This is a genomic window from Oscillibacter acetigenes, assembly GCF_025567605.1.
Classification (GTDB): Bacteria; Bacillota; Clostridia; order Oscillospirales; family Oscillospiraceae; genus Oscillibacter; species Oscillibacter welbionis.
Genome location: NZ_JAOQKG010000002.1, coordinates 494,959 through 515,253 on the forward strand (window position 1 = coordinate 494,959; position 20,295 = coordinate 515,253).

Genomic DNA, 20,295 nt, shown 5'->3' on the forward strand with positions numbered 1-20,295 from the left:
AGTCCGGCTGAGAGGCTTGGATGCTCTGACCAATCAAAAGAGCCGCGGGAGTTTGATCCCGCGGCTCTTCTTGCGCGTTTACAGGCTCTTGATGAACTTCTCGATCCGGTCCAATCCCTCTTTCAGGTCCGCGTCGGAGTAGCAGTAGCTCAGGCGCATGAACCCCTCGGTGCCGAAGTGGATGCCGGGGATGACGCCCACCAGGCCCTCCTTCAGCATCCGGGTGCAGAAGGTGTTGGAGTCCATGCCGAACTTCCGGATGTCCACAAACATGTAGAAGGCGCCCTCCGGCTTCTCCGCGTCCAGGCCCATGTCCACCAGGCGCTGGTAGACGTAGTCCCGGCGCCTGCGGAAGATCTCCACCACATCGCTGGTGTCCGTCTCCAGGGCCGTGACGCAGGCCCGCTGGACAAAGGAGGGCACGGAGGTGACACAGTACTGGTGGAACACCTGGATCCGGTCCATCAGCTTGGCGTCCGCCATGCAGTAGCCCAGGCGCCAGCCGGTCATGGCATAAGGCTTGGAGAAGCTCTGGACCACAATGATCCGGTCCCGCATGTCCTGGTACTCAGCAAAGCTGTGGTAGTCCTCACAGTAGGTCAGAGTGCGGTACACATCGTCGCACAGGACAAAGATGGGCTTGTCCCGGAGGATGGCGTGGACGGCGTCCAGGGTCTCCTTGGTGTAGACGCAGCCGGTGGGATTGTTGGGGGAGGTCAGGATGATGGCCTTGGTCCTGTCGGTGATGGCGGCCTTCAGCTCCTCCGGCACGATCTGGAAGTGGTTGTGCTCTGTGGGCAGGGAGACGGGCACACCGCCCTGCAGCTGGACCAGCGCCTCATACAGGCCGAAGGCAGGGGTGGGGATGATGACCTCGTCCCCTGGGTTCAGGATGGTGGAGAAGGAGGCGAACAGCGCCTCCGTGGCGCCCACCGTCAGGATGATCTCACTGGGGGCGTAGTGGAGGCCATGGGCCTCGGCCTCGAATTTGGAGATGGCCTCCAGCGCGTAGGGATAGCCGTTGCCGGGGGGATAGTGGGTATCGTTGGCGTCCAGAGCGGCCTTGGCGGCCTCCTTGATGACGTCGGGGGTGTTCAGATCCGGCTCGCCGATGGTCAGGGCGCAGGCGCCGGGGGTATCCCGCACCAGATAGGTGAACTGCCGGATGCCGGACAGCTCCACGCCCATAACGGCATTGTTCAGAGTCAGGTCCATGGATTTTCACGCTCCTTTTTGTTCATGAAATTCAGTATATCCGGATAAAAAAGGGATGTCAACGGCAGTTTCCACAAAAAGGGAGGCACCGAAAAGAAAGCGGCCCCGCCGCAATCTGCGGCGGGGCCTGCTGGGAGACTGCATTTTCAGGTGGGCTGATTGGAAGAGGCAGCATCTTCTGCCGGCTGGCCCGTTTCGGCGGGGGCATCAGCTGGCGCCTCCTCCGGGGTGAAGGTCACGGGGGTCTCTCCGGCCCGGGCGACGGAGGTGCCGGAGAGAATGCCGCCGCCCTCCCCTGCGGTGTAGGCGATAGTCACCTGATCCCCGGCATTCAGGATCACCGCCAGGGGGTTCTCCGCGGCGTTGACGGCGTAGAAGGTGTCCTGTCCCTCCAGCCGCAGGAAGTAGTAGGAATTGCCGTCCAGCACAGCGGTGCGGATCTCAGCGATGGCGCCGCTGATCTCCTCCTGGTCAGAGGGAACAGCCTCCGCATCCCCGTCGGAGATGAGGCCGCTGTCGGCCAGTGCCCGGCGGTAATTGGCCTCGCACTCCGCTACGGTGCTGCCGGTCTCTACAATGTTGTACTGCTGGACGTTCACCATGGCGTACATCTTCACCAGACCGTCTTCACCCTTGAGGGACATGAAGTAGGTGGGCTGGTCGGCGATGTTCAGCAGCAACGGGAAGGTGGCCACGTAACGCATCTGCTGGACCTGACTCATGGCGCTGGCCTGCGCGGACGCCTCTGTGGCGCCGGCGACAGAATAGAAGTGCGTCTCCTTGGTCCGCTGGTTGGAGAGGATGAATCCGATGTTGGACTGGTCGGATGTCACAGAGGTGACACCGGTATACATATACACGTCATCCCCGATGGCAATATAATTGTAGCCTTCTGTGGTGTGCGTCACATCCCGCTGGCCGAAAATGGAGTTGATAAAGCCGTTGTGGTACATTCCGTAATAATCGTACTGCTCCATAATCAGATTCGCGTCATAGACGTGGTCCACCCAGTTGGGGACCTCCTCATAATACTGGCTCTCCCCGGTAACGGCGTTCACCAGAACGGCCCCCTGGATGTCCGTGCCGCCGAAGAGGCCGATGGTCTTCACCATGCGGGGGCAGACCCAGTAGGGCTCGCCCTCTTCATTGATCTCAAACACCGGATCGGCAAACATATATGTGGGATAGTGGAACCGCAGGTGGCGGGGCAGATACCGCCCGAAATGCTCGGCGGTGGTATATTTCATCCCCTCGTCCAGGCGGACCACTTCCGCCTCCTGGGTCACCATGTCGATAATCAGATAAGCGGGCAGGCCCGCGGAGCGGTTGGTGAACCACTTGACCAGATCTCCATAGGCCAGGGAAGTCACGCGCACCGGGCGACCCTGGTAGTTGATCTGGGTGTAGGAGGGCAGGATCTCAAACTGGGAGACCATATCCGCCAGTTCGCCCAGTTTGCGGCTGCCCAGGCGCGCGGCGGAGTCTTCGTCCAGCATGGGGATCTGATTGTAGGAGATCTCCTCCACCTCGGAAGCAAAATCACCATCTTTGATGGAAAGCAGCTTGCTGTAGCTTCCGGCCCGGATTACCACCCAAGAGGTAAGGCCGCCGATGATGATGGCGGCGATCAGAGCCACCAGGACCAGGAAGGGGATGGTGCACTGCTTTTTCACAAAGCCGAAGTACCCCTTCACGCCCTCCCCCTGAAAGCCGGAGGTGAGCACGGCGCACACGCAGTACACCGCGCACAGCAGGAACACGAAGACATAGAACTCCTCCGCGTGGAAGTTCAGGGCGGGCAGCTCGAAGTAAAAGTACCCCAGGCCGAACAGCAGCGTCACGCCCAGATTGATGAGCGTCCGCGTGAAGGCGTTGCCAATGGCCTTGCGGGGCTTCCGCTCCCGCTTGGGACGCTGGGGCTGGGAGGCGTCCCCGCCGCTGAAACCGCCGAAAGCACTGGGGTCAAAGCCTCCGAAGTCAAATGAAAATGGCATAAAAACCCAATTCCTCCTTTTTCAGATGGGCCGAATTGAAACCCATGATACAGGAAAAGTGTGAACAAATCAAGGTTTCCCGTCAGAACACCATTCCGATTCCGAAAAGATTATGGTAAAATCAAAACAACATGTAAGCTCTGTGCGGAAACTGCGTGTAGAGAAGTGGAGAGGAGGGACGGCATTGGAGGATGCCCGGATCGTGGAGCTGTACTGGGAGCGGGACGAGGCGGCCATTGCGGAGAGCAGCGCCAAGTACGGCGGCTACTGCTACCAGATCGCCTTCCGCATCCTGGCCCTGCGGGAGGACGCGGAGGAGTGCGTGGGAGACACCTGGCTGCGGGCCTGGGAGGCCATGCCGCCCAGCCGCCCCGGCAGGCTGGATACGTTCCTGGGGAAGATCACCCGGAACCTGTCCCTGGACCGCTGGCGGGCCCTGCGGGCCCAGAAGCGGTGGCAGGGACAGGCGGAACTGGCGCTGACGGAGCTGGGGGACTGCCTGCCCGCCTCCGGCGGCGTGGAACAGGAGGTGGAGGCCGCCGCCCTGGCGGAGAGCCTGAACCGCTTTTTGGAATCCCTGCCCCAGGAGAAACGGGTGCTGTTTGTCCGTCGGTACTGGTATCTCTGCTCCGTGGAGGAGCTGGCCGCCTGGAGCGGCAGGCGGCGGGGGACGGTCTCCGCGGCGCTGTTCCGCCTGCGGCAGGACCTGCAGGAACACTTGGAGAGGGAGGGATTCACCCTATGACAAGGGAACAGCTGCTGGATGCTGTGGGAGATATCCGGGATGCGTTCATCCGGGAGGCCGCGCCGCCGCCCGCCTCGTACCGCAAGCAGCGGGAATTCCCCTGGACCGGCGCGGTGGCGGCCTGCCTGGCGCTGATGATCGTGGGCTCCACATTCTTCCTGTCACAGATGAACATGGGGGACGGAGCCACTGGAAGCGGCGGCGCCTCTGCCGTCACGGAGGACACGGCGGAGGTCGGTGAGTCCGGCGGAACGGTGAACGGTGCAGCAGACGGCACAGACGATTCTGAGCCGGAGACAGCGGCGATCACTGTCACGGTGGATGGCACGGTGTATGTGCAGGCAGGCGGCGTGGGCCGCCATCCAGAGGCGTGCCCGGAGGGATTCTCCTACGCTGGAGAGGCGGAGCTGCCGGACACCGGGGAGCTTTGTCCCTACTATGCCGACCCGGAGCGGCCGGGGCAGATCTATGTCTATCAGAGCTGCTGGGATGAGGGGACCGGAACCACCTATATGGCCTATGTCCGCTACGAGGCGGAGACAACAAACTGACCGCGGGCGGAAAGAGAAAGCAGGGCCGCCGGAGGGGATCCCCTCCGGCGGCCTTTTGCGTATGAGCCTGTCCTCACGGCAGCATCAGCAGCTTTTTCAAAAATTCCACGCCCCTGGGCAGAACGGCCTCGTCATCAAAGGTGAAGTCCGGGGCGTGAAGCTGGGGGGTATCCCCGGTGCCCAGGAAGAAGAACAGCCCCGGCACATACTGCTGGTAGAAGGAGAAGTCCTCCGCCGCCAGCACCGGCTTTTCCATGAGGGTCGGCGCGTTATCGCCCAGCTGGGCGGCGATCTTCTGATAGAGCTCTTCGTGGTTCCACACGGCGGGGTAACCCTCGCTGAGGTGGACGTCCAGGCTGCAGCCGGTCTCCGCTGCCACGGACCGGCCGATGTCCTTCAGCTGCTGACGGCAGAAACGGAAGGTGTCCTCCCGGTAGGTGCGCAGGCTCCCCTCCAGCACGGTGCGGCCGCTGATGGCGTTCCGGACTGTGCCGGAGACCATCTTGCCGAACCGCAGCACCCGGGGCTGGTCCGGGGGCAGCTGTTCCATCATGTCATAGGCCCGCTGGAGGTAGGAGATGCCCGCCGTCAGGGCGTCCAGCCCCTCGTCCGCCCGGGACATGTGGACGCTGCGGCCTTCTACGGTGACGGTGACCTCGTTGGACCGTGCCATCAGCGGGCCGGGGCGGGAGGCGATGGTCCCGGCCTCCAGGCCGGGCCACAGGTGCAGGCCGAAGATCCGGCGGACCCGGTAGCGCTCCAGCACGCCGCTCTCACACAGCTTTCCGGCGCCGCCGGTGGTCTCCTCCGACGGCTGGAAGAGGAAGAGCACGTTCCGGGGCAGCTCGGCCAGATGCTCCGCCGCATACTCCGCCAGGGTCAGGACCATGGCGGTGTGGGCATCGTGGCCGCAGGCATGCATCCGCCCGGGATGGACAGAGGCGTAGGGCAGGTCCGTGGCCTCCGTCACCGGAAGCGCGTCCAGCTCCGCCCGAAATGCCACGGCATCGCTCTTCCCTGCGTCGAACCAGGCGCAGACGCTGCCGGTGATGGGAGAGAACACCCGGCAGGGCAGCGGGGCCAAAATGCGCTGGACCAGCTGAACCGTCTCCGGCAGCTGGTTATCCAGCTCCGGGATGCGGTGCAGGGCACGGCGGTAATCGACGGCGGACATGGACAGGACCTCCCCTTCTGAGATGACATTAATAATCATATCATACCACAGACACGGTCGGGTGACCAGAGGAACCGGGATTTTTCGTCCCTTTTGACAAGGAAACGGGACTGCCAGACGCGCTTTTTTCCGTTTTTTCCCTTGCCAAAAGGGAGAATGTAATGGTATGATACCAGAAAATGAGATAGAGGCGCGGATGCGACGAGACCATGGGAGCCGACGGGCGAGGATCGTGGGGGAGGCAAGTCCGCCGAACTCCCTGGTCAGGTATGGGCAGGGGGTGGGTCCGTGGGGAATACCCACGGGACTGTCCGCGGAATTTTCCGCGGGGGCGCTATCCGCTTACAGGGAACTCCGCTTTTTGCATGGGTGCAGAGGTGTGAAAGAGCTGTCGGTAGGGGCGTGTCTCTACCGACTTTTTTGTTGCTTCAACCAACGGACAAAAAGAAAGACGGAGGACACTCACATGAAATTTGAACATCTGCAAGGTTCCATTGTCGCCATGGTCACCCCGTTCCGCCAGGACGGCAGCGTCAACTTCGATATGCTGACAGAGCTGCTGGAGCGGCAGATCGCCGCCGGTACCGACGGCATCCTGACCCTGGGCACCACCGGCGAATACTCCACGATGAGCCATGAGGAGGATGCCGCTGTGGTGGAGCACACCATCCGGGTGGTGGACGGCCGGGTGCCGGTGATGGTGGGCAGCGGCTCCAACTGCACTGTCACCCAGATCGAGAAGAGCCGGCTGTACCAGTCCATGGGGGCGGATGCCCTGCTGCTGATCTCCCCCTACTACAACAAGGCTAACGCGGAGGGGATGTACCGCCACTTCGCCGAGACGGCGGACGCGGTGGACATTCCCTGCATCCTCTATAATGTGCCGGGCCGTACAGGCTGCTCCATCCCGGTTTCCGTGGTGGAACGGCTGGCCCGGCACCCCAACATCGCCGGCATCAAAGAAGCCAGCGGCGATATGTCCTACGCCATGAAGATCGCTCGCTGCGTGGGACCGGATTTCGCCCTGTACTCCGGCAACGACGACATCACTGTGCCCATCCTCAGCATCGGCGGCAGCGGCGTCATCTCCGTCTACGCCAACGTGATGCCCGCCATGTGCCGCCAGATCGTGGCGGACTGGCTGGACGGGAACCATGCCCGGGCCCTGGAGAACCACCTGCGGTACCTGCAGTTGATGAACGACCTGTTCCTGGAGGTGAACCCCATCCCGGTGAAGGCCGCCATGAATATGATGGGGCTGGACGTGGGTCCCATGCGGCTGCCCCTGTGCGAGATGGGGGAGGCCAACGCCGCCACACTCCGCCGGACGCTGGAGGAGGCGGGACTGCTGTGAGGATCATTTTGATCGGCCGGGGCAAAATGGGGACGCTGATCCGGGAGACCGCTGCGGCCGCCGGGGATGAGATTGAGGCCGTCTTCGGCCGGGACGATCTGGGCCAGCTGGGCAGACTGGGGCGTGTAGCGGACGTGGTGATGGATTTTTCCCGCCCGGAGGCTCTGCCGGAGGTCGCCTCCTATGTCCGCCGGACGGGGACGCCACTCCTCTCTGGAACCACCGGGTATACGGAGGCGGAGAAGGGGAGTCTCTTTGCCCTGGGCTCTGCGGCCCCGGTGCTGTGGAGCGCCAACTACTCCCTGGGGGTGGCGGTGCTGGCCCGGGCCCTGCAGGTCATCGCCCCGGTGCTGGGGCCGGATTTTGACATCGAGATCACCGAGACCCACCACAGCCAGAAGGCGGACGCCCCCAGCGGCACCGCAAAGCTGCTGCTGGAAGCTGTCGATCCCCAGCACCGCCTGCGGCCGGTGTATGGCCGGGAGGGGAACTGCGGCCGCCGGGAGAAGGATGAGGTAGGCATCCACGCACTCCGGGGCGGCACCGTGGCCGGGACCCACACGGTCCATTTCTTTGGGCCGGATGAGGAACTGGAGCTGACCCACCGGGCTGCCAGCCGCCAGATCTTTGTGAACGGGGCCCTGCACATCGCCCGGCTGCTGCCTGGGCGGCCCAAAGGGGTCTATGACCTGCAAAAAATCTTGTTTGGAGCGTGATGGCTTTGAATGCACAGGAAATCATCAACTATATCGCAGATTCCCCCAAGAAGACCCCAGTAAAGATTTACGTCAACCTGTCGGCTCCGGTGGACTTCGGATCCGCTGAAGTGTTCGGTGAGGGAAAGAGCCGCATCGTCTTTGGGGACTGGGCCGAGCTGGCGCCCATCCTGGAGGACAACCGGGAGAAGATCACCGACTGCGTGGTGGAGAACGACCGCCGGAACTCCGGCGTGCCCCTGCTGGACCTGAAAGATCTCAAGGCCCGGATCGAACCCGGGGCCATCATTCGGGAGAAGGTGGAGATCGGCGAGGGTGCCGTCATCATGATGGGGGCCATCCTCAATATCGGTGCTGTGGTGGGCAAACGCACCATGATCGACATGGGGGCTGTCCTGGGCGGACGGGCCACGGTGGGAGACGACTGCCACATCGGCGCCGGAGCCGTGCTGGCCGGGGTGGTGGAGCCCGCCTCCGCCACCCCGGTAGTGGTGGAGGACGGCGTCCTGGTGGGCGCCAACGCCGTGGTGATCGAGGGGGTGCGGATCGGCGCCGGGGCTGTGGTGGCCGCGGGCGCTGTTGTGACGGAGAACGTCCCTCCCAACGCGGTGGTGGCCGGAACCCCCGCCAGGATCATCAAGATGAAGGACGCCCGGACGGAGGGAAAGACCGCCCTGGTGGACGCCTTGCGGAGCCTGTGAACTGGAGAAGAAGCGGCCCTGCGGCGTTGTGCCGCAGGGTCCCTTTTATCAGAACGTCAAAATTTAAGACAAAAATTTGGCGGCAATCGTTTGCGGTTTCGATTGCCTGGGGCGGCGCCTTGTGATATTGTAATAGCAACAATCGAACAGGGGGGCTGGACATGCTGGTATTGGACTTCATCAACGTGGGCAACGGCGACTCCATCCTGGTCCGGGAGATGGAGGGGGAACGGCTGCGTTTTTCCATGCTGGTGGACTGCGGCCACGACAGCCTGGAGCGGGACGACCACCCGCCGGTGGAGGACCCCCGCTCCTGCCGGATCTTTGCCGGGGATTTCCTGCGAAGTCAAGGTGTGGCGCATCTGGATATCCTGCTGGTCACCCACTTCCACCGGGACCACATCGGTGGTCTGGGCCGGGTGCTGGAGACCGTCACTGTGGGCGAGCTGCTGACCCCCTATGCGCCCCCCGCCGATTCCGGCCCTCTGGACCCGGACGGAGACAACGGCCTGCCCAAGGCAGCGCGGAACGTGCTGCGGTGTATGGACCTGTACGCCGGCCCCCTGCGGCGGTACGGAGACCGGATCGGCCGGATCAAGGAGCTGCCGGGGGACCGGATGGAGTGTCTCCGGCTGACGGACGACCTCACCATGGACATCCTGTTCGGCGAGCCCGCCCTGTACCCCCGGCAGAGAGCGGTGTACGACGCCGCCTTCCGGGGGGAGCGGAACGGCTATGACCTGATTCACTGGGGAAAGTCCATGAACGTCTCCAGCCTGCGCCAGCGGCTGTACTACCATGGGAAGGAGATCGTTCTGGGGGGCGACGCCTACGCCCACATGTGGGAGACGCAGACCGCCACCCCCTGCGACATCCTGAAGGTGCCCCACCATGCCTCCCTGTCCTCCACCACCCGGAAGCTGCTGCGGCTGCTCCAGCCGAAAGCCGCCGTGGTCTGCGTGGCCGCCGGACGTCCGGACGAGCGGCCCCATCCTTATATCGTCTCCCTGCTGAAGGAATTCACGGAAGATGTCCATTTCACCGATGCGGTGGAGATCCCCGGCCTGGTGGAGCCGGTGTTCCACACGTCCGTCCATATAGAGCTGCCATGAGGAGTTCTCTGATAAAAAAGAGACCGCCCCAGCCGCCGTTTTGAAAACGGCGGCTGGGGCGGTGCGGCTTCAGGGGGGGAGCAGATTACTGCACGCCCTCCCGGTTCAGCAGCTCCAGGATTCTGGCGTCATCTTCCACCGTGGCGCTGGGCATGGGGAAGGTGCCCGCACTGGTGGCGGCGATGCCCCGCAGGCGGCAGGCCTCCTTGATGACGGGCAGGAAGGGGCTGCGGATGGCATACAGGTCCATCAGACGGTCGATGGTCTGCTGGCCTCTGGCGATGCCGGCCAGGTCGTTCTCCCGGAAGGCGCGGACCCAGGCGGCGCAGATCTCCGGCACCACGTTGCTGAGGGCGCCGATGCAGCCGTTGCCGCCGGAGAGTACATTGTGGGCGAAGTTGTCGTCAAAGCCGGAGTAGATCTCGAACTGGGGGATCTGGGACTTGACGACCTTGATGAGCTCCCGGGTGTGGTCCATGCCGGGAACGGTGTCTTTCATGCCCACGATGTTGGGGTGCATCTTGGACAAAGCCAGCACCGTCTCAGGCGGGATCGTGTAGCCGGTGTTGTCAGGGAAGTTGTAGATGTAGATATCGCCGTGAATCTGCTCGGCCAGGCGGTCATAGTATTGCAGCAGAGCGGAGGGGCCGAAGTGGAAGTAGTAGGGCGGCAGGATCATAACGGCGTCGGCTCCTGCGTCCAGGCAGAAGTTGGAAAAGCTGATGATCTCGTCCGCTACCATGTGGCTGGTGCCGATGATCAGCTTCACCCGGTGGTCGATCTTCTCGATGGCGAATTTGGCCATCTCCCGGCGCTGGTTCATGGGCATGGCGAAAAACTCGCTGCTGCTGCCCTCCACCAGGATGCCGTCTACGCCCTGGTCGATGAGATTGTTGAACAGACGCTCCTGGCTGGCCAGGTCCAGCGTGCCATCCTCGTTGAAGAGTGTGATGGCCGGCGTCAGATATGCTGCGTTCATAGAAAAGTCCTCCTTCATACGGCCCCGGGACCGCCGGCTCCAAACCCGCGGGGTGAGATTTTGAAAACGCACGGGCGGGGCGCGAAAAACAGGCTTTAGTATAACAAAACGGCGCTGAATGTCAAGAGGAGATCTGGTAAAATCCCGCCGGTTGGAAAACAGGGCGGCGGCGCATGCCCGCTTGTCAAACGAAGCGGCATCTGATATGATCGGCCTGGAGGAATCAATCGGCGGCGGAGAGTGCCGGCGTGGAAGGAGCACGATATGACACAGGGACAGCATCGGGCCACAGCCCGGGTTTTGGATATTCTGGAGAGCCTGTCCGGCTCAGAGGAGGGCTTGACGCTAACGGAATTGTCACAGGCCCTGGATGCCCCAAAGAGCAGCCTGTTTCCCATCGTACATACGCTGGAGGAGCGGCGCTACCTCCGGCAGGACGATGGGACGGGCCGGTATACTATGGGTCCCCGGGCGCTGGTGCTGGGAGCGGCCTTCTCGGCGGACCGGGGGCTGGCACCCATTACCCAGGTGATGAAGGAGGTGGCTTCCAAATGCCAGGAGACATGCCAGATGGGCATTCTGGACCAAGACAGGGTGCTGTATGTGGCGCGGGAGGATTCTCCCCAGCCCATCCGGCTGATTTCCTGGGTGGGGACCCGCCTGCCAGCCAACGCCACTGCCGTCGGCAAGGCTCTGCTCAGCGGCCTGACGAACGAGGAGGTGCGGGCGCTGTATGCCGGGGGCCTGCCCCGGCTGACAGAGCAGACCATCACGGATGTAGAGACCCTGCTGGCCCAGTTGGAGGCGGTCCGGCGCGGGGAACTGGCTATGGAGCGGGAGGAATCCACGGACCAGCTGGCCTGCTGGGCCGCGCCGCTGCGGCGGAAGGGAACGGTGTTCGCGGCTCTCAGCATCTCCGTACCGCTCTTCCGCTGCCGGGAAGAGAAGATCGAGCTGGTCCGCCGCAGTCTCCTGACTGCCCAGGCGGAGATCGAAAAGCTGGCCGAAACGCGAAACTTTGGCTTGTCTGAGAATTGACAAACTGGGAACGGCATGATATAATGCGACCGAAAATTCCAAAATAAGAACTGAGTTCGACATAAGGAACAGAAAAGGGCGCCGCGCTGACAAGAGTCTGTCTTGGTGTCCCTCTTGCACGGAGATCTGTGTGCGGTCCCAGAGCCGTCCGGCGGCTGGGACAGGATCCGTGGCCAGAGTCCCTGACAACGGGGCTTTTTTAAGATAAATCCCTTTGGTGTGACGGCCCGCATGATCGGCCGCTCATGCGGGGAATGCTCGCAAATGGCCAGGGGAGAGGCCCTCTGCCCCCCCAGCAAACAAATTGAGGAGGAAGAAAGACCATGATCATGCGATTCCTGAAAAAGATCCCCGCAGGTATGATGGTCGTCCCGATGCTGCTCGGCGCGATTATCAATACCTTCCTTCCGGAGGTCACCAACATCGGCTCCTTCACCACCGCCGTCTTCACCAGTGCCGGCGCCAACACCGCCATCGGTATCCAGCTGTTCTGCCTGGGCACCACGCTGCGGGTCCGGGACATGGGCGGCGTTGTCAAGCGGGGCGGTGTGCTGCTGATCTCCAAGTTCGTCATCGGCGCCGCCATCGGCATTGTGGTGGGCAAGGTGTTCGGCCCCACCGGTGTGCTGGGCCTGAGCTCTCTGGCCATCATCTCCGCCGTCACGAACTCCAACGGCTCCATCTATCTGGCCCTGATGAACTCCTACGGTGACACCGTGGACCAGGCGGCCATGCCTCTGCTGGCCATCAACGACGGCCCCATGCTGACCATGATCGCTATGGGCATCGGCGGCCTGGCCGATATCCCCTTCATGGCCCTTGTGGCTGCTATCGGCCCCATCCTGGTGGGTATGATCCTGGGCAACATCGACAAGGACCTGTCTGACTTCCTGGCCCCCGCCGGCACCATCCTGCTGCCCTTTGTGGGCTTCTGCCTGGGCGCTGGCATGAACCTGACCAACATCGCCAAGGGCGGCGCGCAGGGCATTCTGCTGGGCCTTGTCACCTGCCTCATCGGCGGCGCCTTCATTGTGCTGTGCGACCGCTTCATCAGCCGCCGTCCCGGCTATGCCGGCTGGGCTGTGGCAACCACCGCAGGCAACGCTGTGGCAGTGCCCGCCGTTATCGCCGAGGCGGATCCCTCTTGGGCGCAGTGGGCGGATGTGGCCACCTCTCAGGTGGCGGCGTCTGCCATCCTGACCGCCATTCTGGTCCCCATCATTACCTCTTGGTGGGCCAAGAAGTTCGGCTGCCCCAAGTTCCCGAAAGACGAGGCACAGAAAGCCCTGTTTGAGAAGCACTGATCCCCATTACACATATTCGTTGAGGAACGAAAGGAGTATTACATTATGTTGAACGGCATGATCGTTGAGCCCGTGGACAACGTGGTGGTCGCCATCGAGCCCGTGAAGAAGGGCGAGACCGTCACCTACATGTGCGCGGGCGAGGAGAAGCGCCTGACTGCGGCGGAGGACATCACCATCTATCACAAGCTGGCTGCCTGCGACATCGCCAAAGGCCAGCCCATCGTCAAGTACGGCGAGCACATCGGCCTGGCGGCCCGGGACATCAAGGCCGGCGAGCACGTGCACTGCCACAACCTGGAAGAGCACCGGGAAAACCTGGACAGCAAGGGCTGAGAAGGAGGATACGAGTATGAATTTCTACGGTTACAAGCGTCCGGACGGCCGCGTGGGCGTCCGCAACAAGGTCCTGATCCTGCCTGCCAGTGTCTGCGCCTCTGATACCACCCGTATCATCTCCCAGCAGGTGGTGGGCTCCGTCACCTTCAACAACCAGTTGGGCTGCTCCCAGGTGGCTCCCGACCAGCAGTTCACCATGGACGTTATGGCCGGCTATGCCGCCAACCCCAATGTCTACGGCACCGTGGTGGTGTCCCTGGGCTGCGAGAACTGCCAGATGGACCTGGTGGTGAAGGCCATCCAGGAGCGCACCAACAAGCCCCTGAAGCAGGTCATCATCCAGGAGGCCGGCGGCACCCTGAAGGCCATCGACATGGCCGTCCGCTACGCCAAGGAGATGGTGGAGGAGGCCTCCCTGCTGCAGAAGGAGGAGTTCCCCATGTCCGAGCTGATTATCGGCACGGAGTGCGGCGGCTCTGACCCCACCAGCGGCCTGGCGGCCAACCCCCTGATCGGCCAGCTCAGCGACCTGATTGTCAAGGAGGGCGGCACCTCCATCCTGTCTGAGACCACTGAGTTCATCGGCGCCGAGCACCTGCTGGCCCGCCGCGCCATCAACAAGGAGGTTCACGACCGCATCTTTGAGATCGTCCACCGCTATGAGGACTCCCTGCGCCTGGTGGGCGAGGAAGTCCGTGAGGGCAACCCCTCTCCCGGCAACAAGGCCGGCGGCCTGACCTGCCTGGAGGAGAAGTCCCTGGGCTGCATCCACAAGGGCGGCCATAGCCCTGTCATGGCGGTCTATGACTACGCCAAGCAGGTGGAGGCCAAGCAGGGCCTGGTCATCATGGATACCCCGGGCAACGACCCCTCCTCTGTGGCGGCCATGGTGGCCGGCGGCGCCCAGATTGTGGTGTTCTCCACCGGCCGCGGCACCCCCACCGGCAATCCCCTGGCCCCCGTCATCAAGATCACCGGCAACAAGCTGACCTACGCCAATATGATTGACAACATCGATGTGGATGCCTCTCCCCTGATCTACGGTACCAAGACCATCGAGGAGCTGGGGCAGGAGCTGTTGAAGCTCACGCAGGAAGTGGCCTGCGGCAAGCAGACCAAGGCCGAGTCTCTGGGTTATACCGAGATGGCCATCGCTCGCGTGTGCAACTTCGTGTAAGCTCTGCTGGACGTCGCGCATAGAAGTAAAGAGAATCCATCATGCAGCCGCGGCGGTACGATATGCAAATCCCCCCTTATCGTGCCGCCGCGGCTTTTCACAAGCACCCACCCATCTGCCGGGCGGGATCGCCGCAGGGAAATGCGGCGCATTTTATAACAGGAGATGAGTATACCGATGAAAAAGAAATTTGCCGTCATGGACGGCAATACGGCCGCGGCCCATGTGGCATACGCGTTCACAGAGGTCGCGGCGATCTATCCCATCACCCCGTCCTCTCCCATGGCGGAGAAGGTGGACGAGTGGTCCGCCAAGGGGCGGAAGAACCTGTTCGGCTCCACGGTGGACGTCATCCAGATGCAGTCTGAAGCCGGCGCCGCGGGCACCTGCCACGGCTCCCTGCAGGCCGGCGCTCTGACCACCACCTTTACATCCTCCCAGGGTTTGATGCTGATGATCCCAGCCATGTACGCCATGGGCGGCCAATTCCTGCCCAGCGTCATGCACATCGCCTCCCGCGTGGTGACCAGCAACCACCACTCTATCTTCGGCGATCACACCGACTTCATGACCTGCCGCACCACCGGCTACGCCATGCTGATGTCCTCCTGCCCCCAGGAGGCCATGGACCTGGGCGCGGTGGCCCACCTGTCCGCCATCAGCGGCAAGTACGCCTTCATGCACTGCTTCGACGGCTTCCGCACCTCTCATGAGATGCAGCGGATCGAGGCGTTGGACTATGAGGACCTGCGTCCTCTGGTAGACCAGGAGGCCCTGCAGGAGTTCCGCCGCCACGCCCTGAACCCGGAGCACCCCACCAACCGGGGCAACAACGTGAACCCCGACGTGTACTTCCAGTGCAAGGAGGGCGCCAACGTCAAGGCCGCCTCCATCCCTGACACGGTCCAGCATTACATGGACGAGATTAACAAGCTCACCGGTCGGGACTACAAGCTGTTCAACTACTACGGCGCGCCTGACGCGGAGGAGGTCATCGTGGTGATGTGCTCCGCCAGCGAGGCCGTGAAGGAAACCGTGGACTACCTGAACGCCAAGGGCCGCAAGGTGGGCATGGTGCAGATCCACCTGTACCGGCCCTTCTCCGTGAAGCACTTCGCAGCGGCCATCCCCGCCACGGTGAAGAAGATCGCCGTGTTGGACCGGTCCAAGGAGACCGGCTCCGTGGGCGAGCCCGTGTATCTGGACGTGGTCACCGCCCTGAATCAGGCGGGCCGCGGCGACATCCGTGTGGTGGGCGGCCGGTACGGTCTCAGCTCCAAGGACACCACCCCGGGCCAGTTCATCGCCGTGTATGACAATCTGAAGCTGGAGAATCCCAAGAACAGCTTCACCATCGGCATCAACGACGACGTGACTCACACCTCTCTGGACTACAAGGAGGTGGAGCTGCCTCATCCCGGCGAGGTTTCCTGCAAGATCTGGGGCCTGGGCGGCGACGGCACGGTGGGCGCCAACAAGAACGCCATCTCCACCATCGGCCTGGTGGCCAACAAGTACGCACAGGCGTATTTCTCCTATGACTCCATGAAGTCCGGCGGCCTGACCCAGAGCCATCTGCGCTTCGGTGACGAGCCTATCCGCTCCACCTATCTGGTGTCCTCCGCGGACTTTGTGGCGGTCCATGCCCCCACCTATGTCAACAAGTACGACACCACCGAGGATCTGAAGGACGGCGGCATCTTCCTGCTGAACTGCCCCTGGAGCGCGGAGGAGCTGGAGACCCGCCTGCCCGGCAAGATGAAGCGGGACCTGGCCCGGAAGCACGCCAACTTCTACATCATCGACGCCGCCAAGCTGGCGGTGCAGGTGGGCCTTGGCGAGAAGCGGACCAACAACATCCTTCAGGCTGCCTTCTTTGCCCTGACCAAGGTCATCCCCCTGGATATGGCCGTGGAGGACATGAAGAAGAACAACTACAACTCCTATTTCAAGAAGGCCGGCCAGAAGATCGTGGATCTGAACGACAAGGCCGTGGATCTGGGCATCAGCGCCGCTGTGAAGGTGGAGATCCCCGCCTCCTGGGCGGACGCGCCTGACACTCCCATGGCCGAGCCCAAGAACGCCTCTGCCTTTGTCCGTGACATCGTGCTGCCCATGGACCGGCAGCAGGGCGACAAGCTGCCTGTGTCTGTGTTCCAGAAGCACGGCGTGCTGGACGGCACCTGGGAAAACGGGACCTCCGCTTTCTCCAAGCGGGGCGTGGCAACCAAGGTGCCCAAGTGGAACGCGGAGAGCTGCATCCAGTGCAACCGCTGCGCCATGTGCTGCCCCCACGCCGCCATCCGGCCCGTGCTGCTGGCCGAGGAGGAGAAGGCCCAGGTGCCCGCGTCCTTTGAGACCGTGCCCGCCAAGGGCCTGGGCAAGGACGCCCCCAGCTACTTCTTCCGGATGCAGGTCTCTCCCTATGACTGCCTGGGCTGCGGCGTGTGCCTGACCGCCTGCCCGGCCAATCAGAGCGACAAGACGGCGGACGCCCTGGTGATGACCCCCTTCGAGGAGATGAAGTCCGAACAGGCGAACTTCGACGAGGTCGCCATGAACGACAAGTACCTGAAGAAGGATGTGATCAACAGCAAGACCGTCAAGAACATGCAGTTCGCCAAGCCGTACTTCCAGTTCTCCGCCGCCTGCGCCGGCTGCGCCGAGACCACCTACATCAAGCTGCTGAGCCAGATGGTGGGCGACCGGATGTACGCGGGCAACGCCGCAGGTTGCTCCTCCGCCATCTCCGGCGGCGCGCCCATCCTGCCCTACTGCAAGGACAGCCAGGGCCGCGGCCCCGCCTGGGAGCACTCCCTGTTTGAGGACAACGCCGAGTTCGCCTACGGCTTCTTCCACGCTCAGGATGCCATCCGCAAGGAGCTGCTGATCCGGCTGGAGAGCATGAAGGACGCCGACATCGCCCCTGCGGAGATCGAGGACTACATCAACAACTGGAACGACGGAGAGAAGTCCCGCGCCGTGTCCGACGCCCTGATCGCCGCCCTGGAGAAGTGCGAGCAGACCGAAGATGTGTCCTATATCCTGGAGAACCGTGAGTATCTCTCCAAGAAGTCCATCTGGGCCATCGGCGGCGACGGCTGGGCCTACGACATCGGCTTCGGCGGCATCGATCACGTCATGGCCCAGAACCGGGATGTGAACCTGCTGGTGCTGGACACCGAGGTGTACTCCAACACCGGCGGCCAGTCCTCCAAGTCCACCCCCACCTCCGCCGTGGCCAAGTTCGCCGCCGGCGGCAAGCAGGTGGCCAAGAAGGACCTGGGCGCCATCCTGATGACCTACGGCTATGTGTATGTGGCCCAGGTGGCCATGGGTTATGACCAGGCCCAGACCCTGAAGGCCCTGCGGGAGGCGGAGTCCTATCCCGGCCCCGCCATCGTCATCTGCTACTGCCCCTGCCTGGAGCAGCATATCAAAGCCGGCATGAGCTGTACCCAGGACGAGATGAAGAAGGCGGTGGAGTGCGGCTACTGGCACCTGTACCGGTATGATCCCCGGCGCATCGCCGAGGGCAAGAACCCCTTCCAGCTGGACTCTCCCGCGCCCGATACTGACAAGCTCATGGACTTCCTCATGGGCGAGAACCGCTTCGCCTCTCTGAAGAACAACTTCCCCGAGCGGGCGGACGCCCTGTACCAGAAGGAGATCGCCGACGTCAAGGCCCGGTACCAGAAGTACCGCAAGATGGCGGAGGACTGATTTCCGAAGGAACAGATCAAATACAGATGCCCCGGCGCCGGTTACGGCGCCGGGGCGTTTTCTCTGCGCTGCGGGCATTCCTGCCCGCGGCGCTTTTTGTGGTGAGCGGAGGGAGAGATGCATATAACCTGGAAGAGAGGAAGGCGGGAAAAGAAATTTCCGCCGCGTTGCACGCCGCCGTGCGCGCCGGCCGGGAAATAAAGGATATGGTTGACGGCTCCGGCTATGCATAGCGGAGCCGCCGGAAAGGCACGATAGCGGTTGAAGCCAAGCGAATTTCAGAGCAGGGAGGACACGAACGTGAAGAGATGGCACAAGGCCTTGATCCTATCGCTGATGGGCGGGGATCTCTACTGCATGGTGGAGCTGATCTGGCGGGGGCACACCCACTGGAGCATGTTTCTGCTGGCGGCGATGCTGAGTCTGCCGCTAGATTTGGCCAACGAGCACATGGCCTGGGAGCGGCCCCTGTGGCTCCAGGCGCTGATCGGGGGCAGCGTCATTACCTTGGCGGAGCTGGGAGCCGGGCTGATCCTGAACGTCTGGCTGAAGCTGGACATCTGGGACTACTCCCGCCTGCCGGGGAACCTGTGGGGACAGGTGTGCCTGAAGTACGCCCTGCTGTGGGTGGTGCTGGCGGGGACCGCCATCGTGCTGTTCGACTGGATGCGGCACTGGCTGTTTCAAGAGGAGCGGCCCCACTACCGCTGGATCTGAGAGGAGGGATGCAGGATCGGAACGGAGGTGCTCTGCGCGCTGATCGCCGGAGCGGCTACCGTACTGGCGGCTGGGGCGGAATACCGCTCCCGGAAGAGTGCCAGGCGAGCAGAGGCCCGGGCAGCGCGCCGGGCTACGGAGAGCAGGCTGGCTATGGATCTGATGTACGCCACCTGTTCGTTGTCCCTGACCACGGCCAAAAAGTTGGCGGGTCAACATACCAACGGCGACGTGGAGGAGGCCATGCGTGCAGCGGAGACGGCCCGCACGGCGTATATCGGCTTCGTCCGCAGCGAGGCGGCCCACAGCGTCAGTAAAATTTGAGCCGGGCAGGACCCGGAGAGAGGATGGTACATAAGATGAAAACCCTGGAGGAAGTGCTGTACGATTACACCAGAGGAGAGAAGACTCTGGAGGAGGCCAACAAGGCCCTGAAGGAGCTGGGGTGCGGGCTCACCCTGGACCCCACCCGCAATCTCTTCTCCGCCCGGGAGCTGCTGGAGACCCGGGCGGGAGAGACGCCGGACGAGGCCAACGGCTGGGGCATTCTGGACCACGGTGTGGGCAGCCTGGAAAAGGTCCATGTGGTGAACGGCCGCACGGTGGACGTGGACATGGGCCAGGAGACCGCCTATGTCTATATGCCCGGAAAGCGATACCGCCTGCGGGGCGATGTGCTGACGGAGGAGGACTGAGATGGAGCTGCTGACACAGCGCTTGGCCAGCCTGCTGACGGTGAAGAGTCTGGTGACGGTGATTCTGACGGCGGTATTTGCTGCCATGGCCGGAACGGGCCGGGTGACCGCGGAGCAGTTCTTGACCGTGTTCACCGTGGTGATCGCTTTTTACTTCGGCACGCAGGCGGAAAAGCGGGCCCGGGAATGAGCGTGGGGACATACAGCCTTGCCCGGGAGGGGGACAAGCTGCTGTCCCCCCACTTCCGGGTGCGGGAGTTCGCCTGCCGGGACGGGGCAGACCTGGTGAAGATCGACACGGATCTGGTGGAGCTGCTGGAGCGGATCCGCACTGCCGCCTGCGGGGCGGTGACCGTCAACAGCGGGTACCGCACCGCTTCTTACAATCAGAAGGTGGGCGGCGCCAGAGCCAGCCAGCACCTGCTGGGCAGGGCGGCGGATATTCAGGTGAGCGGTGCCTCGCCCCTGCTGGTGGGGCAGATAGCGGAATACTATCTGGGCGGACACGGTGGGATCGGCGTCTATCAGACCTTCACCCATGTGGACACCCGGACCGCACGAGCCAGATGGGACCAGCGGAGCGGACGGGAGGTGGCCGTCTCCGGCTGGCCCGGCTGGCGGCCCAAGGAGGAAGCAGTCATGGACAACATCCCCAGCGCGTATGCGGAGGAAGCAGTGGCCTGGGCCGTGGAAAACGGCCTTTTGCAGGGCAGCGAGGCGGGGAACCTGATGCTCTCCCAGCCCGTCACCCGGCAGCAGCT

The 20,295-nt window shown here is 63.0% G+C and carries 20 protein-coding genes and 1 riboswitch; of the genes, 16 read left to right on the forward strand and 4 right to left on the reverse strand.

The genetic code is table 11. The features are described from left to right. Positions 1–78: 78 nt before the first annotated feature. Both OCV80_RS06265 and OCV80_RS06270 read right to left on the reverse strand, forming a co-directional pair. On the reverse strand, positions 79–1,215 hold the full coding sequence (locus tag OCV80_RS06265) for a pyridoxal phosphate-dependent aminotransferase (RefSeq protein WP_267288287.1): 1,137 nt from the start codon (positions 1,213–1,215) through the stop codon (positions 79–81). Positions 1,216–1,361: 146 nt separating this feature from the next. Beyond that, on the reverse strand, positions 1,362–3,209 hold the full coding sequence (locus OCV80_RS06270) for a hypothetical protein (protein ID WP_021748605.1): 1,848 nt from the start codon (positions 3,207–3,209) through the stop codon (positions 1,362–1,364). A gap of 184 nt (positions 3,210–3,393) precedes the next feature. Here OCV80_RS06270 and OCV80_RS06275 point away from each other — a divergent pair, with 184 nt between their 5' ends. Both OCV80_RS06275 and OCV80_RS06280 read left to right on the forward strand, forming a co-directional pair. Beyond that, entirely contained in the window at positions 3,394–3,954 is a 561-nt protein-coding gene (locus OCV80_RS06275) for an RNA polymerase sigma factor (protein ID WP_025545013.1), read from the forward strand. Continuing rightward, positions 3,951–4,505, forward strand: a complete 555-nt coding sequence (locus OCV80_RS06280; protein WP_025545012.1) for a hypothetical protein — start codon at positions 3,951–3,953, stop codon at positions 4,503–4,505. Before OCV80_RS06275 ends, OCV80_RS06280 begins: the two co-directional genes overlap by 4 nt. A 73-nt stretch (positions 4,506–4,578) precedes the next feature. On the opposite strand, the gene OCV80_RS06285 is transcribed toward OCV80_RS06280, so the two are convergent. Further along, a complete protein-coding gene (locus OCV80_RS06285; protein WP_036628267.1) occupies positions 4,579–5,679 on the reverse strand; it encodes a M20 metallopeptidase family protein in 1,101 nt (366 codons plus the stop codon). Between the two features lie 177 nt (positions 5,680–5,856). After that, positions 5,857–6,024: riboswitch (Lysine riboswitch) on the forward strand. A 121-nt stretch (positions 6,025–6,145) separates the two neighbouring features. Here OCV80_RS06285 and dapA point away from each other — a divergent pair. The 4 genes from dapA (at position 6,146) to OCV80_RS06305 (ending at position 9,562) form a co-directional block, all read left to right on the forward strand. Further along, positions 6,146–7,033 (forward strand): 4-hydroxy-tetrahydrodipicolinate synthase, encoded by an 888-nt coding sequence (dapA, locus tag OCV80_RS06290; RefSeq protein WP_036629911.1) that lies wholly within the window; start codon positions 6,146–6,148, stop codon positions 7,031–7,033. Further along, entirely contained in the window at positions 7,030–7,749 is a 720-nt protein-coding gene (dapB, locus tag OCV80_RS06295) for a 4-hydroxy-tetrahydrodipicolinate reductase (protein WP_021748599.1), read from the forward strand. Before dapA ends, dapB begins: the two co-directional genes overlap by 4 nt. After that, entirely contained in the window at positions 7,749–8,450 is a 702-nt protein-coding gene (gene dapD / locus OCV80_RS06300) for a 2,3,4,5-tetrahydropyridine-2,6-dicarboxylate N-acetyltransferase (RefSeq protein WP_021748598.1), read from the forward strand. Before dapB ends, dapD begins: the two co-directional genes overlap by 1 nt. A 161-nt stretch (positions 8,451–8,611) precedes the next feature. Then, complete coding sequence (locus OCV80_RS06305) at positions 8,612–9,562, forward strand: ComEC/Rec2 family competence protein (RefSeq protein WP_021748597.1); 951 nt, start codon at positions 8,612–8,614, stop codon at positions 9,560–9,562. An 85-nt stretch (positions 9,563–9,647) separates the two neighbouring features. Here the strand turns inward: OCV80_RS06305 and OCV80_RS06310 are convergent, their stop codons facing one another. Then, positions 9,648–10,541: a dihydrodipicolinate synthase family protein gene (locus tag OCV80_RS06310; protein WP_267288288.1), complete on the reverse strand. Its 894-nt coding sequence runs from the start codon at positions 10,539–10,541 to the stop codon at positions 9,648–9,650. Between the two features lie 264 nt (positions 10,542–10,805). On the opposite strand from OCV80_RS06310, the gene OCV80_RS06315 reads away from it, so the two are divergent. The 10 genes from OCV80_RS06315 to OCV80_RS06360 form a co-directional block, all read left to right on the forward strand. Continuing rightward, entirely contained in the window at positions 10,806–11,579 is a 774-nt protein-coding gene (locus OCV80_RS06315; RefSeq protein WP_021749722.1) for an IclR family transcriptional regulator, read from the forward strand. A gap of 323 nt (positions 11,580–11,902) precedes the next feature. Next, a complete protein-coding gene (locus OCV80_RS06320; RefSeq protein ID WP_021749723.1) occupies positions 11,903–12,883 on the forward strand; it encodes a 2-keto-3-deoxygluconate permease in 981 nt (326 codons plus the stop codon). A 45-nt stretch (positions 12,884–12,928) separates the two neighbouring features. Continuing rightward, positions 12,929–13,219, forward strand: coding sequence for a UxaA family hydrolase (locus OCV80_RS06325; protein ID WP_021749724.1), 291 nt, complete (start codon positions 12,929–12,931; stop codon positions 13,217–13,219). A 16-nt stretch (positions 13,220–13,235) separates the two neighbouring features. Beyond that, a complete protein-coding gene (locus OCV80_RS06330; protein WP_021749725.1) occupies positions 13,236–14,399 on the forward strand; it encodes a UxaA family hydrolase in 1,164 nt (387 codons plus the stop codon). 177 nt (positions 14,400–14,576) lie between these two features. Beyond that, positions 14,577–18,122 (forward strand): pyruvate:ferredoxin (flavodoxin) oxidoreductase, encoded by a 3,546-nt coding sequence (gene nifJ, locus OCV80_RS06335; RefSeq protein WP_136891555.1) that lies wholly within the window; start codon positions 14,577–14,579, stop codon positions 18,120–18,122. Positions 18,123–18,422: 300 nt separating this feature from the next. After that, entirely contained in the window at positions 18,423–18,839 is a 417-nt protein-coding gene (locus tag OCV80_RS06340; protein ID WP_025544504.1) for a putative ABC transporter permease, read from the forward strand. Positions 18,840–18,866: 27 nt separating this feature from the next. Then, positions 18,867–19,163: a hypothetical protein gene (locus OCV80_RS06345; RefSeq protein ID WP_025544505.1), complete on the forward strand. Its 297-nt coding sequence runs from the start codon at positions 18,867–18,869 to the stop codon at positions 19,161–19,163. Positions 19,164–19,198: 35 nt separating this feature from the next. Further along, a complete protein-coding gene (locus OCV80_RS06350; RefSeq protein ID WP_136891556.1) occupies positions 19,199–19,534 on the forward strand; it encodes a hypothetical protein in 336 nt (111 codons plus the stop codon). 1 nt (position 19,535) lies between these two features. Then, positions 19,536–19,724, forward strand: a complete 189-nt coding sequence (locus tag OCV80_RS06355) for a hypothetical protein (RefSeq protein ID WP_021749732.1) — start codon at positions 19,536–19,538, stop codon at positions 19,722–19,724. Beyond that, positions 19,721–20,295 (forward strand): YcbK family protein (locus OCV80_RS06360; RefSeq protein WP_267288289.1); only part of this gene is annotated, 575 nt, incomplete at its 3' end. The genes OCV80_RS06355 and OCV80_RS06360, both read left to right, overlap by 4 nt.